Here is a 14,981-nt window from a genome sequence, read left to right on the forward strand (position 1 = left end):
ACGGTCGGGCGGCCCGTCAGCCGCCGAACTCCTGGAGACCCTTGAGAGCCTGGTCCAGCAGGGCCTGACGGCCCTCCAGCTCACGCTCGAGCTTCTCCGCCCTGGCGGTGTTGCCCTGCGCGCGGGCCTGCTCGATCTGGCCGCGCAGCTTGTCCACGGCGGCCTGGAGCTGACCGGTCAGCCCCGCGGCGCGCGCCCGCGCCTCCGGGTTGGTGCGACGCCACTCGGCCTCCTCGGCCTCCTGGATCGCCCGCTCCACGGCGTGCATCCGGCCCTCGACCTTCGGCCGCGCGTCCCGCGGGACGTGACCGATGGCCTCCCACCGCTCGTTGACCGAACGGAACGCGGCCCGCGCCGCCTTGAGGTCCGTGACCGGCAGGAGCTTCTCGGCCTCGCCGGCCAGCTCCTCCTTCAGCTTCAGGTTCTCCGCCTGCTCGGCGTCCCGCTCGGCGAAGACCGAGCTGCGGGCGGCGAAGAAGACGTCCTGGGCGCCGCGGAAGCGGTTCCACAGCTCGTCCTCGTGCTCGCGCTGGGCGCGGCCCGCGGCCTTCCACTCGGTCATCAGCTCGCGGTAACGGGCGGCCGTCGGACCCCAGTCGGTCGACCCGGAGAGCGACTCGGCCTCGGCGACCAGACGCTCCTTGACCTTGCGGGCGTCCTCGCGCTGCGAGTCCAGCTGCGCGAAGTGGGCCTTGCGGCGCTTGGAGAACGCGCTGCGGGCGTGCGAGAAGCGGTGCCACAGCTCGTCGTCGGACTTGCGGTCCAGCCGCGGCAGCCCCTTCCAGGTGTCCACCAGCGCCCGCAGCCGCTCGCCGGCCGCCCGCCACTGCTCGGACTGCGCCAGCTCCTCGGCCTCGGTGACCAGCGCCTCCTTGGACTTGCGGGCATCCTCCGACTGCTTGGCCCGCTGCGCCTTGCGCTCCTCGCGACGGGACTCGACCGTCTCCGTGAGCTTGTCCAGACGCGCCCGCAGCGCGTCCAGGTCGCCCACCGCGTGATGGGCGTCGATCTGCTCGCGCAGGTGCTCGACGGCGGCCAGGGCGTCCTTCGCGGCGAGGTCGGTGGTCCGCACCCTCCGCTCGAGGAGGCCGATCTCGACAACCAGGCCCTCGTACTTGCGCTCGAAGTAGGCCAACGCCTCGTCAGGGGAGCCGGCCTGCCAGGAGCCGACCACCTTCTCGCCGTCGGCCGTACGCACGTACACGGTCCCCGTCTCGTCGACGCGGCCCCACGGGTCGCTGCTCACAGCGCCTCCTCCACATGATGCCGCGGGGGGTTTCGAGGCCCCGGGCATCCTCCACAGTTTCGTCACCGGTCAACATAGGCGACCGGCGGGTGGCCTGTCCGCATCCCGCGCGACCGAATATCGGCCCGCGGGACCGCGGCAGTGCCTAGGACTTGGTGACGGTCGCCTTGTCGAGGACCACCGTCGCGTTCGGGGCGCCGTCGCCCATGCCGGTGCTTTCGCCGGCCTTGGCGATCTTCTCCAGGACGGCCATGCTCTTGTCGTCGAGCTTCCCGAACGGCGTGTAGTTCGGCGGCAGCGGGCTGTCCTGGTAGACCAGGAAGAACTGGCTGCCGTTGGTGTTCGGGCCGGCGTTGGCCATGGCGACGGTGCCCGTCGGGTACGTGTCCTTCTTGAGGGCGTCCGACTTCAGGTTCTCGTCCTTCAGCTCGTACCCCGGACCGCCGGAACCGGTGCCCGTCGGGTCACCGCACTGGAGCACGTAGATGCCCTGGGTCGTCAGGCGGTGGCACTTCGTGTGGTCGAAGTAGCCCTTGCCGGCCAGGAACTCGAACGAGTTCACGGTGTGCGGGGCGCCCTTGGCGTCCAGCGCGACCGAGATCTCGCCGCAGGTGGTGTCCAGCGTCATCGTGTACTTCGCCGACTCGTCGATCTTCATCGGCGGCTCCTTGTCGAACTGGAGCTCCTCGACCTTGCCCTCGGCCGGCTTCTCACAGGGGTCCGGCGCCTTGCTCGGCTCGGCGCTCGGCGACGCCGAAGCGCCGGCCGCGGTGTTCTCACCGTCGTCCCGCAGGGTGCCCGTGGTGTACAGCGCGAGGCTGCCGACCAGGACCACGCCGAGGACCGACGCGATCACCGCGTTCCGCATGCGCGCCTTGCGGCGGGCGGCGGTGCGCCGCTGCTGCTGGCGCAAGAACTTCTCCCGGGCGAGCTGACGCCGCCGCTGTTCCTGGCTGACCACCGGGTCTCACTCCTCGTGCGAATCGTGCGTCGACCGGGCCGCGTGGGCCTCCTGAGCCGACCGCGTGCGTGTGCCCCGTACCGTATATGGGTTCACCGAGTAATCGGCAGCGCCGGTAGGCTGCTGACGCCAGGGTGGCCGGATGACCACCCGCCCGTATCGACACAACGAGGGACGATCGTGCTCATTGCCGGGTTCCCGGCCGGTGCCTGGGGGACGAACTGTTATCTCGTCGCCCCCGGGGCCGGCGAGGAATGCGTGATCATCGACCCCGGCCACCAGGCCGCCCAGGGAGTCGAGGAGACGCTCAGGAAGCATCGGCTCAAGCCCGTCGCGGTCGTCCTCACCCACGGACACATCGACCATGTCGCCTCGGTGGTCCCGGTGTGCGGCGCGCACGACGTGCCCGCCTGGATCCACCCGGCGGACCGGTACATGATGAGCGACCCCGAGAAGGCGCTCGGCCGGTCCATCGGCATGCCGCTCATGGGTGAGCTGGCCGTCGGGGAGCCCGACGACGTCAAGGAGCTGACCGACGGCGCGCGGCTGGAGCTGGCCGGCCTGGAGTTCTCCGTCGCGCACGCTCCCGGCCATACCAAGGGGTCGGTGACCTTCCGGATGCCCGAGGCCGCGGACGTCCCGTCCGTGTTCTTCTCCGGGGATCTGCTGTTCGCCGGCTCCATCGGACGCACCGACCTGCCGGGCGGCGACATGGACGACATGCTCGGGTCGCTGGCCCGCGTGTGCCTGCCGCTGGACGACACCACCGTCGTCCTGTCCGGCCACGGCCCCCAGACGACCATCGGCCAGGAGCGCGCCACCAACCCCTATCTGCGGCAGGTGGCCGCCGGCCCGGAGGGCTTCCAGGCCCCCCGACGAGGAATGTGACGAGAGAACACCCGTGAGCACTTTCAAGGCCCCCAAGGGCACCTACGACCTGATCCCGCCGAACTCCGCCCGCTACCTGGCGGTGCGCGAGGCCATCTCCGCCCCGCTGCGCAACTCCGGATACGGCTACATCGAGACGCCCGGCTTCGAGAACGTCGAGCTGTTCGCACGCGGTGTCGGCGAGTCCACCGACATCGTCACCAAGGAGATGTACGCCTTCGAGACCAAGGGCGGCGACCGTCTCGCCCTGCGCCCCGAGGGCACCGCCTCCGTGCTCCGCGCCGCGCTGGAGGCCAACCTCCACAAGGCCGGGAACCTGCCGGTGAAGCTCTGGTACTCGGGTTCCTACTACCGCTACGAGCGTCCGCAGAAGGGCCGCTACCGCCACTTCTCGCAGGTCGGCGCCGAGGCCATCGGCGCCGAGGACCCGGCGCTGGACGCCGAGCTGATCATCCTCGCCGACCAGGCGTACCGCTCGCTTGGCCTGCGGAACTTCCGCATCCTGCTCAACAGCCTGGGTGACAAGGAGTGCCGCCCCGCCTACCGGGCCGCCCTCCAGGACTTCCTGCGCGGCCTCGACCTCGACGAGGAGACCCTGCGCCGCGCCGAGATCAACCCGCTGCGCGTCCTCGACGACAAGCGGGCCGACGTCCAGAAGCAGCTCGTGGGAGCCCCGCTGCTCGAGGACCACCTGTGCGAGGCCTGCAAGGCCTACCACGAGGAGGTCCGCGAGCTGATCACCGCGGCGGGCGTCGCCTTCGAGGACGACCCCAAGCTGGTCCGCGGCCTGGACTACTACACCCGCACCACCTTCGAGTTCGTCCACGACGGCCTCGGCTCGCAGTCCGCGGTGGGCGGCGGCGGCCGCTACGACGGCCTCTCCGAGATGATCGGCGGCCCCGCGCTGCCGTCGGTGGGCTGGGCGCTCGGCGTCGACCGCACGGTGCTGGCCCTGGAGGCCGAGGGCGTGGAGCTGGACCTGCCCGCCACCACCAGCGTGTTCGCCGTGCCGATGGGCGACGAGGCGCGCCGCCTGCTGTTCGCCAAGGTCACCGAGCTGCGCAAGGTCGGCATCGCGGCCGACTTCGGTTACGGCGGCAAGGGGCTGAAGGCCGCCATGAAGGCCGCCAACCGCTCCGGCGCACGTTTCGCGATCGTGGCCGGCGAGCGCGACCTCGCCGAGGGCGTCGTCCAGCTCAAGGACATGGAGTCCGGCGAGCAGAGCGCGATCGGTGTGGGCGAGATCATCGCCGAGCTGGAGGCCCGGCTCGGCTGAGGCCCGCCGCCTCCCGCGGTTCTCCCGGGGCGTCCCCTCCACGGAGGGGGCGCCCCGTCGTGGTTCCGCGGCCCTGTGTCCGTCCCCGTGTCCGTCCTCCCCGCGCACGCCCCCGTGCCGTCCGCGCGTACGCCCCCTGTTCGTCCACGTGTGCGCCCCCGGAACGGACGTCCCCGGCGGGCGGGGCCTTCGGGGCATCCGGGCGGCCCTTGTTTACGTCAGTCCGACGGCCGCAGGGGCAGAGTGCGGCACAATGGCCGTGCCTCAACCTCTTCGATGCAGGGAATCGGTGTGATGAGCAGCATGACGACGGTCCACGACGTGCCGGCGCCCCGGACCGGGGACGACGGTCCGCGCCGACTGGGCGGCAGCCGGGGCTTCGGCGTGCTCCTGGCCATCACCGGCGCGCTCGGTGTGCTCGCCTCGTGGATCATCACCATGGACAAGTTCCACCTGCTCGAGGACCCGGACTTCACCCCGGCCTGCAGCCTGAACCCGATCTTCTCCTGCAAGAACATCATGCAGAGCGACCAGGCCTCGGTCTTCGGCTTCCCGAACCCGCTGCTGGGCCTGGTGACCTACGCCGTCGTCGTCTGCGTGGGCATGAGCGTGATCGCGGGGGCCCGGTTCCCCCGCTGGTACTGGCTCACCCTCAACGCCGGCACGCTCTTCGGCGTCGGGTTCTGCACCTGGCTGATGATCCAGTCCCTGTACGAGATCCACAACCTGTGCCTGTGGTGCATGCTCGCCTGGACCGCGACCATCGTCATGTTCTGGTACGTGACCTCGTTCAACGTCCGCAACGGCTTCCTGCCCGCCCCCAAGGGGCTGCGGACCTTCTTCGACGAGTTCACCTGGGTGCTCCCCGTGGTGCACATCGGCGTCGTCGCGATCCTGATCTTCTCGCGCTGGGGCAGCGCCCTCTGGGCCTGACCGGTCGGCCCGCCGCTCTGTCCTAGCCGTGGCTTAGGGTTTCCGTGTGGAGCCCGACCTGTTCACCGCCGCTGCCGAAGAACGCCAGGAGAAGGACCCGGCCGCCAGTCCGCTGGCGGTCCGGATGCGCCCGCGCACGCTCGACGAGGTCGTGGGGCAGCGGCACCTGCTGAAGCCCGGGGCCCCGCTGCGCCGTCTGGTCGGCGAAGGGGCCTCCGGCCCGGCCGGTCCCTCCTCGGTGATCCTCTGGGGGCCGCCGGGCACCGGCAAGACCACCCTCGCGTACGTGATCTCCAAGGCCACCGACAAGCGGTTCGTGGAACTCTCCGCGATCACCGCGGGCGTCAAGGAGGTCCGGGCCGTCATCGACGGCGCCCGCCGCGCCACCGGCGGCTTCGGCAAGGAGACCGTCCTCTTCATCGACGAGATCCACCGGTTCAGCAAGGCCCAGCAGGACTCACTGCTCCCCGCGGTGGAGAACCGCTGGGTCACCCTGATCGCCGCCACCACCGAGAACCCGTACTTCTCGGTGATCTCGCCGCTGCTCTCCCGCTCCCTGCTGCTCACCCTGGAGCCGCTCACCGACGACGACCTGCGCGGCCTGCTGCACCGCGCGGTGGCCGACGAGCGCGGGCTCGGCGGCTCGGTGGAGCTCCCCGGGGACGCCGAGGAGCACCTGCTGCGGATCGCCGGCGGCGACGCCCGCCGCGCGCTGACCGCCCTCGAGGCGGGCGCCGGCTCGGCCCTGGCCAAGGGCGAGGAGGCGATCACGCTGGAGACCCTGGAGGACTCCGTCGCCCGCGCCGCCGTGCGCTACGACAAGGACGGCGACCAGCACTACGACGTGGCCAGCGCCCTGATCAAGTCGATCCGCGGCTCCGACGTGGACGCCGCGCTGCACTACCTGGCCCGCATGATCGACGCGGGGGAGGACCCCCGGTTCATCGCCCGCCGGCTGATGATCTCCGCCAGCGAGGACATCGGCCTGGCCGACCCCAACGCGCTGCCCACCGCCGTGGCCGCCGCGCAGGCGGTCGCCATGATCGGCTTCCCCGAGGCGGCCCTGACCCTGAGCCACGCCACCATCGCGCTGGCGCTCGCCCCCAAGTCCAACGCGGCCACGACGGCGATCGGCGCCGCGCTGGAGGACGTCCGCAAGGGACTGGCCGGCCCGGTGCCCGCTCACCTGCGCGACGGGCACTACAAGGGCGCCGCCAAGCTGGGGCATGCCCAGGGGTACGTCTACCCGCACGACCTGCCCGAGGGGATCGCCGCGCAGCAGTACGCGCCGGACGCGATCAAGGACCGTGCGTACTACACCCCCACCCGCCACGGCGCCGAGGCACGGTACGCAGACGCGGTGGAGTGGACCAGGCAGCATCTCGGCCGCGGGCGGTCGTGACCGGCCCGGTCCGGAGCACTCCGCCCACGCCTGTAGACTGACCCGAAGTGCTGCGTCCCGTTGTCCGCCCCGGCGGACTCCACCAGGCGGGACATCCAGCCGGAACCCCGGACCGCGAGGTCCAGGGATCCAGGAGCGTCGCGCACCGTCGAAGGTGTCGCGGGCAGCCCACCACCGCCCCCGGTCCACGCGCCCGGGGAATCGGTCGGTGGGCCACTCGCGTGCTGCACGTATGTGCCCAGACCTGGGAGCGGCTGCCCGCCGGGTTCCTCGGAGCCCGAAGGGTTTCCCGGGCTGCGGATTGCGACCTCCCCTAACCCTGGTGAAGCCGTATTCACACAGAAACATGAGGTGTCGGTTCCATGGCGAACCAGTCCCGCCCCAAGGTCAAGAAGTCGCGTGCCCTCGGCATCGCGCTGACCCCGAAGGCCGTCAAGTACTTCGAGGCCCGCCCCTACCCGCCGGGTGAGCACGGCCGCGGCCGCAAGCAGAACTCGGACTACAAGGTCCGTCTGCTCGAGAAGCAGCGTCTGCGCGCGCAGTACGACGTGTCCGAGCGCCAGCTCGTCCGCGCCTACGAGCGTGCCTCCAAGGTGCAGGGCAAGACCGGTGAGGCCCTGATCATCGAGCTCGAGCGCCGTCTCGACGCGCTGGTCCTGCGTTCGGGCATCGCCCGCACGATCTACCAGGCCCGCCAGATGGTCGTCCACGGCCACATCCAGGTCAACGGCCAGAAGGTCGACAAGCCGTCCTTCCGTGTCCGTCCGGACGACGTCGTGCAGGTCCGCGACCGCTCCAAGGACAAGACGCTCTTCCAGGTCGCCCGCGAGGGTGGCTTCGCCCCCGACGGCGAGACCCCGCGCTACCTGCAGGTGAACCTCAAGGCCCTGGCGTTCCGCCTGGACCGCGAGCCGAACCGCAAGGAGATCCCGGTGATCTGCGACGAGCAGCTCGTCGTCGAGTACTACGCCCGCTGATCCTTCGGCTGACGTAGCACTCCGCGCCCCGGCCCGCCGTCGTGCCCTTCCGGCACGCGGCGGGCCGTCGCCGTTGCGCGGGGCCCGTCGCGCCGGCCCCGCGGCCGGTGGCCCGGGGCCCGTGGCGCGGCGGGTAATCCGGTACGGGGCCCGGCTCGTGGCGCGATAGGCTCGGGGCACGACTTTTCCGATGTCAGGGAGCGGGTGCGCAGTGTCCGGTGGAGAGGTGGCCGGGATCCTGGTGGCCGTCTTCTGGGCCATCCTGGTGTCCTTCCTCGCCGTCGCCCTGGTGAGGCTGGCCCAGACGCTCAGGGCGACGACCAAGCTGGTGGCGGACGTCACCGAGCAGGCCGTCCCGCTGCTGGCCGACGCCTCCGATGCCGTGCGCTCCGCGCAGACCCAGATCGACCGGGTCGACGCCATCGCATCGGACGTCCAGGAGGTCACGTCGAACGCGTCCGCGCTGTCGACGACCGTCGCCTCCACCTTCGGCGGCCCCCTGGTCAAGGTCGCGGCGTTCGGCTACGGCGTGCGCCGCGCGCTGAGCCGGAGCGACGCGGCGCCCGGGGCGCCGCGCCAATCCCGGCGCACCGTGATCGTGGGCCGAACCCTCCCGGCCGAGGGCCGGGCCAGCCGGACGAAGCGGAAGTAGGGACCGAACCACCGATGTTCCGTCGAGCCTTCTGGTTCTCCGCCGGCGCTGCCGCCGGTGTGTGGGCCACCACCAAGGTCAACCGCAAGCTGAAACAGCTGACCCCGGAGAGCCTCGCCGCGCAGGCGGCGAACAAGGCCGTCGAGGCCGGCCACCGGCTGAAGGACTTCGCACTCGACGTGCGCGACAACATGGCCCAGCGGGAGGCCGAACTCGGCGAGGCGCTCGGACTGCGCGCCTCGGTCGACGACGCGTCCCGCCCGGCGGCCCTGGAGCCGGGGCGGCCGGCCGGTCCGCGACCGGTCACCGCCGCGGACCACCGCAGCAACGAGAAGTACGCCAAGACGTACTCCTACAAGACGTACTCGCACAACCGGAATGAGGACCACTGATGGAGTCGGCCGAGATCCGCCGCCGCTGGCTGAGCTTCTTCGAGGAGCGCGGGCACACCGTCGTCCCTTCGGCGTCGCTCATCGCGGACGACCCGACTCTGCTGCTCGTCCCCGCGGGCATGGTGCCGTTCAAGCCCTACTTCCTGGGTGAGGTCAAGCCGCCCTTCGCGCGCGCCACCAGCGTGCAGAAGTGCGTGCGCACGCCCGACATCGAAGAGGTCGGCAAGACCACCCGCCACGGCACCTTCTTCCAGATGTGCGGCAACTTCTCCTTCGGCGACTACTTCAAGGAAGGCGCCATCAAGCTCGCCTGGGAGCTGCTCACCAGCCCCCAGGACAAGGGTGGTTACGGCCTGGAGCCCGAGAAGCTCTGGATCACCGTCTACCAGGACGACGACGAGGCCGAGCAGATCTGGCGCGACGTCGTCGGCGTGCCCGCCGAGCGGATCCAGCGCCTGGGCAAGAAGGACAACTTCTGGTCCATGGGCGTTCCCGGCCCCTGCGGCCCCTGCTCCGAGATCAACTACGACCGCGGCCCGGAGTTCGGCGTCGAGGGCGGCCCCGCCGTCAACGACGAGCGGTACGTCGAGATCTGGAACCTCGTCTTCATGCAGTTCGAGCGGGGCGAGGGCACCGGTAAGGACGACTTCCCGATCCTCGGCGACCTGCCGAGCAAGAACATCGACACCGGTCTCGGCCTCGAGCGGCTCGCCATGATCCTGCAGGGCGTGCAGAACATGTACGAGATCGACACCTCGATGGCCGTCATCGGGAAGGCCACCGAGCTGACCGGCGTCCGCTACGGCGACGCCTCCTCCTCCGACGTCTCGCTGCGCGTGGTCACCGACCACATGCGCACCTCGGTGATGCTCATCGGCGACGGCGTCACCCCGGGCAACGAGGGCCGCGGGTACGTGCTGCGCCGCATCATGCGCCGCGCCATCCGCAACATGCGCCTGCTCGGCGCCACCGGCCCGGTGGTCAAGGACCTCATCGACGTCGTCATCGCGATGATGGGCCAGCAGTATCCCGAACTGGTCACCGACCGGGAGCGGATCGAGAAGGTCGCCCTCGCCGAGGAGAACGCCTTCCTCAAGACGCTGAAGGCCGGCACCAACATCCTCGACACCGCCGTCACGGACACCAAGGCCGCCGGCGGCACGGTCCTCGCCGGCGACAAGGCGTTCCTGCTCCACGACACCTGGGGCTTCCCGATCGACCTCACCCTCGAGATGGCCGCCGAGCAGGGCCTCTCGGTGGACGAGGACGGTTTCCGCCGCCTGATGAAGGAGCAGCGGGAGCGCGCCAAGGCCGACGCCCAGGCCAAGAAGACGGGCCACGCCTCGCTCGGCGCCTACCGCGAGATCGCCGACGCCGCCGGTCAGACCGAGTTCATCGGCTACTCCCACACCGAGGGCGAGTCCACCGTCGTCGGCATCCTGGTCGACGGCGTCTCGTCCCCGGCCGCCCGGGAGGGCGACGAGGTCGAGATCGTCCTGGACCGCACGCCGTTCTACGCCGAGGGCGGTGGCCAGATCGGCGACACCGGCCGGATCAAGGCCGACTCCGGCGCCGTGATCGAGATCCGCGACTGCCAGAAGCCGGTGCCCGGCGTCTACGTGCACAAGGGCGTCGTCCAGGTCGGCGAGGTGACCCTCGGCTCCAAGGCCGAGGCCTCCATCGACCACCGCCGCCGCACCGCCATCGCCCGCGCCCACTCGGCCACCCACCTCACCCACCAGGCGCTGCGTGACGCGCTCGGCCCGACGGCCGCCCAGGCCGGCTCGGAGAACCAGCCGGGCCGCTTCCGCTTCGACTTCGGTTCCCCGGCCGCCGTCCCGACGGCCGTGATGACCGACGTCGAGCAGAAGATCAACGAGGTGCTCTCCCGCGACCTCGACGTGCGCGCCGACGTGATGAGCCTCGACGAGGCGAAGAAGCAGGGCGCCATCGCCGAGTTCGGCGAGAAGTACGGCGAGCGGGTCCGCGTGGTCACCATCGGCGACTTCTCCAAGGAGCTGTGCGGCGGCACGCATGTCCACAGCACCGCCCAGCTCGGTCTGGTGAAGCTGCTCGGCGAATCGTCCATCGGTTCCGGCGTGCGCCGCATCGAGGCCCTGGTCGGTGTCGACGCGTACAACTTCCTGGCCCGCGAGCACACGGTCGTCAACCAGCTCACCGAGCTGCTGAAGGGCCGCTCGGAGGAGCTTCCGGAGAAGGTCTCCGCCATGCTCGGCAAGCTCAAGGACGCCGAGAAGGAGATCGAGAAGTTCCGCGCCGAGAAGGTGCTCCAGGCCGCCGCCGGGCTCGCCGGGTCCGCCAAGGACGTCCAGGGTGTGGCCCTGGTCACCGGTCAGGTGCCGGACGGCACCACCCCCGACGACCTGCGCAAGCTGGTCCTCGACGTGCGCGGCCGGATCCAGGGCGGCCGGGCCGCCGTGGTGGCCCTGTTCACCGTGGCGAACGGCAAGCCGCTGACGGTGATCGCCACCAACGACGCCGCCCGCGACCGCGGCCTCAAGGCCGGCGACCTGGTCCGCGTCGCCGCCAAGACCCTCGGCGGCGGCGGTGGCGGCAAGCCCGACGTCGCACAGGGCGGCGGCCAGAACCCGGCCGCCATCGGCGAGGCCGTGGACGCCGTCGAGCGCCTCGTGGCCGACACGGCCAAGTAGCGGCGAGACGGCGGGAAGAGAGCGATCATGCGCAGAGGACGTCGGCTGGCCGTCGATGTCGGGGACGCCCGGATCGGGGTCGCCTCGTGCGACCCCGACGGGATCCTCGCCACACCGGTCGAGACGGTGCCGGGACGCGACGTCCCGGCGGCCCACCGGCGGCTCACGCAGCTCGTCGAGGAGTACGAGCCCATCGAGGTCGTGGTCGGCCTTCCCCGCTCCCTCAAGGGCGGGGAGGGCCCCGCGGCCGCGAAGGTGCGCGGCTTCACCCAGGAGCTGGCCCGGCGCATCGCGCCGGTGCCCGTCCGGCTGGTCGACGAGCGGATGACCACGGTCACGGCGAGCCAGGGGCTGCGCGCGTCGGGCGTGCGGTCCAAGAAGGGACGCTCCGTGATCGACCAGGCCGCCGCCGTCATCATCCTGCAGCAGGCACTGGAGTCCGAACGGGTCTCCGGCGCTGCGCCGGGGGAAGCAGTCGAGGTGGCCGGCTGATCGCGGTACGGTAACGTTCCGCGCGATGCGGCGCGTTCGAATGCCGTCGCACAGTAGAGGCGGCGCGGCTCCGTGCCGACCGGTGCCGGGTGACACCGCCTCGCGGCTCTAGGGGATCGATGACTGAGTATGGCCGGGGCCAAGGCTCCGAACCGTGGCATCCCGGTGACCCGTACTACGGGGACGACGGATGGGGAGGACAGCACCCGCAGGGGCAGCACCAGCACCCCCAGGGGCAGCAGTCCCCGTACGGCGGCCAGCCGCAGCAGTACCCGGAGCAGGACCCGTACGGGCAGCAGCACCAGCAGCAGTACGACGACGGCTACGGCCAGCAGCACCAGCAGCACCACCAGCAGCAGTACGGCGGTGACTGGAGCACGGGGCAGCAGCCGCAGTACGGCGCGGGCCACGACCCCTACGGCCAGCAGCAGCACCAGCAGCACCACCCGCAGCACCAACAGCACCAGAACCAGCACCCGCAGCAGCACCAGCAGCAGTACGACGACGGCTACGGGCAGCAGGGCTACGTGCAGCAGGGCGCCGGCCGGCCGGGCCCCGGTCCCGACCACACCGACTGGGACGCCGAGCCGCAGGAGGAGCAGCACCCGTTCTTCGCCGGTGGCGGCGACGAGGACGACGAGCAGGAGGAGCCGCGCGGGCGCCGTGGCCGCGGCGGCCGCTCGGACGGCGGCGGCGGCCGGTCGGACCGCAGAGGCCGTGGCGGCGGCCGCGACGAGGGCCGCAAGGGCGGCCGTGGCTGCCTGATCGCCCTGCTGGTGATCGGCGCGGTGGTCGTCGGCGGCGGCTACTACCTCTACCAGGAACGTTTCGCCGCGCCCCCGGACTACTCGGGCGACGGCAACGGCCAGGTCGTCACCATCTCCATCCCGCCGGGCTCCGCGGGCGCCGAGGTCGGCCGGATCCTCAAGGAGAAGGGCATCGTCAAGAGCGTCGACGGCTTCGTCGCGGCGCTCACCGAGAACGGCGGTGACCTCCAGGCGGGCGCGTACCAGCTCGAGAAGGAGATGTCCGCGGAGAGCGCCGTGGAGTGGCTGCTCGACCCGAAGAAGAGCCAGGCCAAGGGCGTGGTGGTCACCGAGGGCATGCGCAACGTCAACGTCTACGCGGCGATCGACAAGAAGCTCGGGCTGGACAAGGGCGCGACCCAGAAGATCGCCGAGACGAAGGCCGACGAGCTCGGCCTGCCCGAGTGGGCGGCCGGCGACGAGGACATAAAGGACCCGCTGGAGGGCTTCCTCTTCCCGGCGACCTACCCCGCCTCCGAGGACACCAAGCCCGAGGACCTGCTGAAGGACATGATCAAGCGGTCCGTCGAGGTCTACGAGAAGCACGGGGTGGAGACCGAGTACAAGAAGCACGGTCTCGACAGCCCCCTGGAACTGGTGACCGTGGCCAGCCTGGTGCAGGCCGAGGGCATCGACCACAAGGACTTCACCCAGATCGCCGAGGTCGTCTACAACCGGCTGTCCCCCCAGAACGACCAGACGGCGGGGCGGCTGGAGTTCGACTCGACGTACAACTACTTCAAGAACCAGACCGAGCTCGACATCTCGGCCCAGGACCTCCGCAACACCGATCACCCGTACAACACGCACTACGTGCGGGGCCTGCCGCCGGGCCCGATCGGCAACCCCGGTGAGGAGGCGCTCAACGGCGCGCTCAGCCCCACCGACAAGGGCTGGTACTTCTTCGTCTCGCTGGACGGGACGACGCACTTCACCAAGACCTACGAGGAGCACCTGGTCTGGGAGAGGAAGTTCCAGGACAGCCTCAAGGAGGGCGAATGACCGCCGGGCCCCGCCGCGCCGCCGTGCTCGGCTCGCCCATCGCCCACTCCCTCTCGCCCGAGCTGCACCGGGCCGCGTACGCGGCCCTCGGTCTGGACGGCTGGACGTACGAGAGGTTCGAGACCGTCGAGGAGGCCCTGCCCGGCTTCCTCGACGGACTCGGCCCCGAGTGGGCGGGGCTCTCGCTGACCATGCCGCTGAAGCGGGCCGTGATTCCGCTGCTCGACTCGGTCAGCGAGACCGCGGCGTCGGTGGAGGCCGTCAACACGGTGGTGTTCACCGAGGACGGCCGCCGGGTCGGCGACAACACCGACATCCCCGGCATGGTCGCCGCCCTGCGGGAGCGGGGCATCGAGAAGGCGGACACGGCGGCGGTGCTCGGCGCCGGCGCCACGGCGTCCTCCGCGCTGGCCGCGCTGGCGCGGATCTGCGCGGGCGAGATCACGGTGTACGTCCGCAGCGAGGCGCGCGCCGCCGAGATGCGGGAGTGGGGGGCCCGGCTCGCGGCGGACGTGCGGATCGCGGCCTGGGACGACGCCGCCGAGGCGCTGCGTGCCCCGCTGGTGATCGCCACCACGCCGGCCGGCGCCACCGACGCGCTCGCCGATGCGCTGCCGGAGCGTCCGGGGGCGCTGTTCGACGTCCTGTACGAACCGTGGCCGACCCGGCTGGCGGCGCGCTGGTCGGAGGCGGGCGGCGCGCTGGTCGGCGGGCTCGACCTGCTGGTCCACCAGGCGGTGCTCCAGGTCGAGCAGATGACCGGCCGGTCCCCGGGCCCGCTCGCCGCCATGCGGGAGGCGGGCGAACGCGCCCTCGCCGCCCGCTGACCCCGCCCCACGATCCGCCGCCCCGGAGTTTGTCCCCGCCCACGGTCGGGGGACAGGGTCCGGGGCCACCGGAGCCCCGGCCTCGCACGGGCCCCTGCCCGCGCCACCCGAGCCCTCGCCCGAGGACGCCGGAAGCACGGCCCGCCGACCCCTCGGCCGGAAACGCCCGCGAGTGCTTCCCATACGGCACCTGACGCCGGGGACGCTCGTGCCGGCACCTCGGCTCCCGCGGCACCGGAACCACCCACCTCCGGTCGCCGGGCCGGAGGCGCCGGAGGGCTTGGTTCCCGGCGCCATGCGCCGGGACGTCGGAAACCCGGCCCGGTGCCCGGGCCAGGCCTCAGGGCCGGACAGCAAGGCCCAGGCATCAGGTCAGGGGCGCCGGCCCCAGGCATCAGGCCCAGCCTCAGGCACCGGGGCGAGGGCGCCAGGGCAACGGACCGAGGACCGCCCAG

13 protein-coding genes are annotated in these 14,981 nt (G+C 71.5%); 11 read left to right on the plus strand and 2 right to left on the minus strand.

What is annotated here, in order from left to right:
* Nucleotides 1-16: 16 nt before the first annotated feature.
* Nucleotides 17-1,246 (minus strand): DUF349 domain-containing protein, encoded by a 1,230-nt coding sequence (locus GBN72_RS28770; RefSeq protein WP_151774862.1) that lies wholly within the window; start codon nt 1,244-1,246, stop codon nt 17-19.
* Between the two features lie 145 nt (nt 1,247-1,391).
* Complete coding sequence (locus GBN72_RS28775; protein ID WP_151774863.1) at nt 1,392-2,207, minus strand: peptidylprolyl isomerase; 816 nt, start codon at nt 2,205-2,207, stop codon at nt 1,392-1,394.
* A 180-nt stretch (nt 2,208-2,387) separates the two neighbouring features.
* Here GBN72_RS28775 and GBN72_RS28780 point away from each other — a divergent pair, with 180 nt between their 5' ends.
* The 11 genes from GBN72_RS28780 to GBN72_RS28835 all read left to right on the plus strand — a co-directional run bounded on the left by GBN72_RS28780 (nt 2,388) and on the right by GBN72_RS28835 (nt 14,526).
* Nucleotides 2,388-3,095 carry an MBL fold metallo-hydrolase gene (locus GBN72_RS28780; protein WP_151774864.1) on the plus strand — a complete coding sequence of 236 codons (708 nt, stop codon included), beginning with the start codon at nt 2,388-2,390 and terminating at the stop codon, nt 3,093-3,095.
* Between the two features lie 13 nt (nt 3,096-3,108).
* On the plus strand, nt 3,109-4,371 hold the full coding sequence (gene hisS / locus GBN72_RS28785; RefSeq protein WP_151774865.1) for a histidine--tRNA ligase: 1,263 nt from the start codon (nt 3,109-3,111) through the stop codon (nt 4,369-4,371).
* Between the two features lie 294 nt (nt 4,372-4,665).
* Nucleotides 4,666-5,304: a vitamin K epoxide reductase family protein gene (locus tag GBN72_RS28790; protein ID WP_151774866.1), complete on the plus strand. Its 639-nt coding sequence runs from the start codon at nt 4,666-4,668 to the stop codon at nt 5,302-5,304.
* 46 nt (nt 5,305-5,350) lie between these two features.
* The gene (locus tag GBN72_RS28795; protein WP_151774867.1) at nt 5,351-6,706 is read left to right on the plus strand and encodes a replication-associated recombination protein A; all 1,356 of its coding nucleotides are present in this window, start codon (nt 5,351-5,353) and stop codon (nt 6,704-6,706) included.
* Nucleotides 6,707-7,068: 362 nt separating this feature from the next.
* On the plus strand, nt 7,069-7,683 hold the full coding sequence (gene rpsD, locus GBN72_RS28800; RefSeq protein ID WP_108957064.1) for a 30S ribosomal protein S4: 615 nt from the start codon (nt 7,069-7,071) through the stop codon (nt 7,681-7,683).
* A gap of 190 nt (nt 7,684-7,873) precedes the next feature.
* Nucleotides 7,874-8,335: a DUF948 domain-containing protein gene (locus GBN72_RS28805; RefSeq protein ID WP_151774868.1), complete on the plus strand. Its 462-nt coding sequence runs from the start codon at nt 7,874-7,876 to the stop codon at nt 8,333-8,335.
* Nucleotides 8,336-8,349: 14 nt separating this feature from the next.
* Nucleotides 8,350-8,727: a DUF6167 family protein gene (locus tag GBN72_RS28810; RefSeq protein ID WP_151774869.1), complete on the plus strand. Its 378-nt coding sequence runs from the start codon at nt 8,350-8,352 to the stop codon at nt 8,725-8,727.
* Nucleotides 8,727-11,399, plus strand: a complete 2,673-nt coding sequence (gene alaS, locus GBN72_RS28815; protein ID WP_151774870.1) for an alanine--tRNA ligase — start codon at nt 8,727-8,729, stop codon at nt 11,397-11,399. Before GBN72_RS28810 ends, alaS begins: the two co-directional genes overlap by 1 nt.
* Before the next feature lie 27 nt (nt 11,400-11,426).
* Nucleotides 11,427-11,891 (plus strand): Holliday junction resolvase RuvX, encoded by a 465-nt coding sequence (ruvX, locus tag GBN72_RS28820; RefSeq protein ID WP_151774871.1) that lies wholly within the window; start codon nt 11,427-11,429, stop codon nt 11,889-11,891.
* A 119-nt stretch (nt 11,892-12,010) separates the two neighbouring features.
* A complete protein-coding gene (mltG, locus tag GBN72_RS28830; RefSeq protein ID WP_151774872.1) occupies nt 12,011-13,699 on the plus strand; it encodes an endolytic transglycosylase MltG in 1,689 nt (562 codons plus the stop codon).
* Nucleotides 13,696-14,526 carry a shikimate dehydrogenase gene (locus GBN72_RS28835; protein WP_151774873.1) on the plus strand — a complete coding sequence of 277 codons (831 nt, stop codon included), beginning with the start codon at nt 13,696-13,698 and terminating at the stop codon, nt 14,524-14,526. The genes mltG and GBN72_RS28835 overlap by 4 nt, the downstream gene beginning before the upstream one ends.
* Nucleotides 14,527-14,981: the final 455 nt, after the last annotated feature.

Origin of the sequence: Streptomyces abyssomicinicus (assembly GCF_008974245.1) — a bacterium.
Taxonomy (GTDB): Bacteria; Actinomycetota; Actinomycetes; order Streptomycetales; family Streptomycetaceae; genus Streptomyces; species Streptomyces abyssomicinicus.

Coding starts and splice junctions, on each gene's coding strand:
- mltG (WP_151774872.1), top strand. CDS start 12,011: ATGACTGAGTATGGCCGGGGCCAAGGCTCCGAACCGTGGCATCCCGGT.
- alaS (WP_151774870.1), top strand. CDS start 8,727: ATGGAGTCGGCCGAGATCCGCCGCCGCTGGCTGAGCTTCTTCGAGGAG.
- GBN72_RS28805 (WP_151774868.1), top strand. CDS start 7,874: ATGTCAGGGAGCGGGTGCGCAGTGTCCGGTGGAGAGGTGGCCGGGATC.
- GBN72_RS28790 (WP_151774866.1), top strand. CDS start 4,666: ATGAGCAGCATGACGACGGTCCACGACGTGCCGGCGCCCCGGACCGGG.
- GBN72_RS28810 (WP_151774869.1), top strand. CDS start 8,350: ATGTTCCGTCGAGCCTTCTGGTTCTCCGCCGGCGCTGCCGCCGGTGTG.
- ruvX (WP_151774871.1), top strand. CDS start 11,427: ATGCGCAGAGGACGTCGGCTGGCCGTCGATGTCGGGGACGCCCGGATC.
- rpsD (WP_108957064.1), top strand. CDS start 7,069: ATGGCGAACCAGTCCCGCCCCAAGGTCAAGAAGTCGCGTGCCCTCGGC.
- GBN72_RS28835 (WP_151774873.1), top strand. CDS start 13,696: ATGACCGCCGGGCCCCGCCGCGCCGCCGTGCTCGGCTCGCCCATCGCC.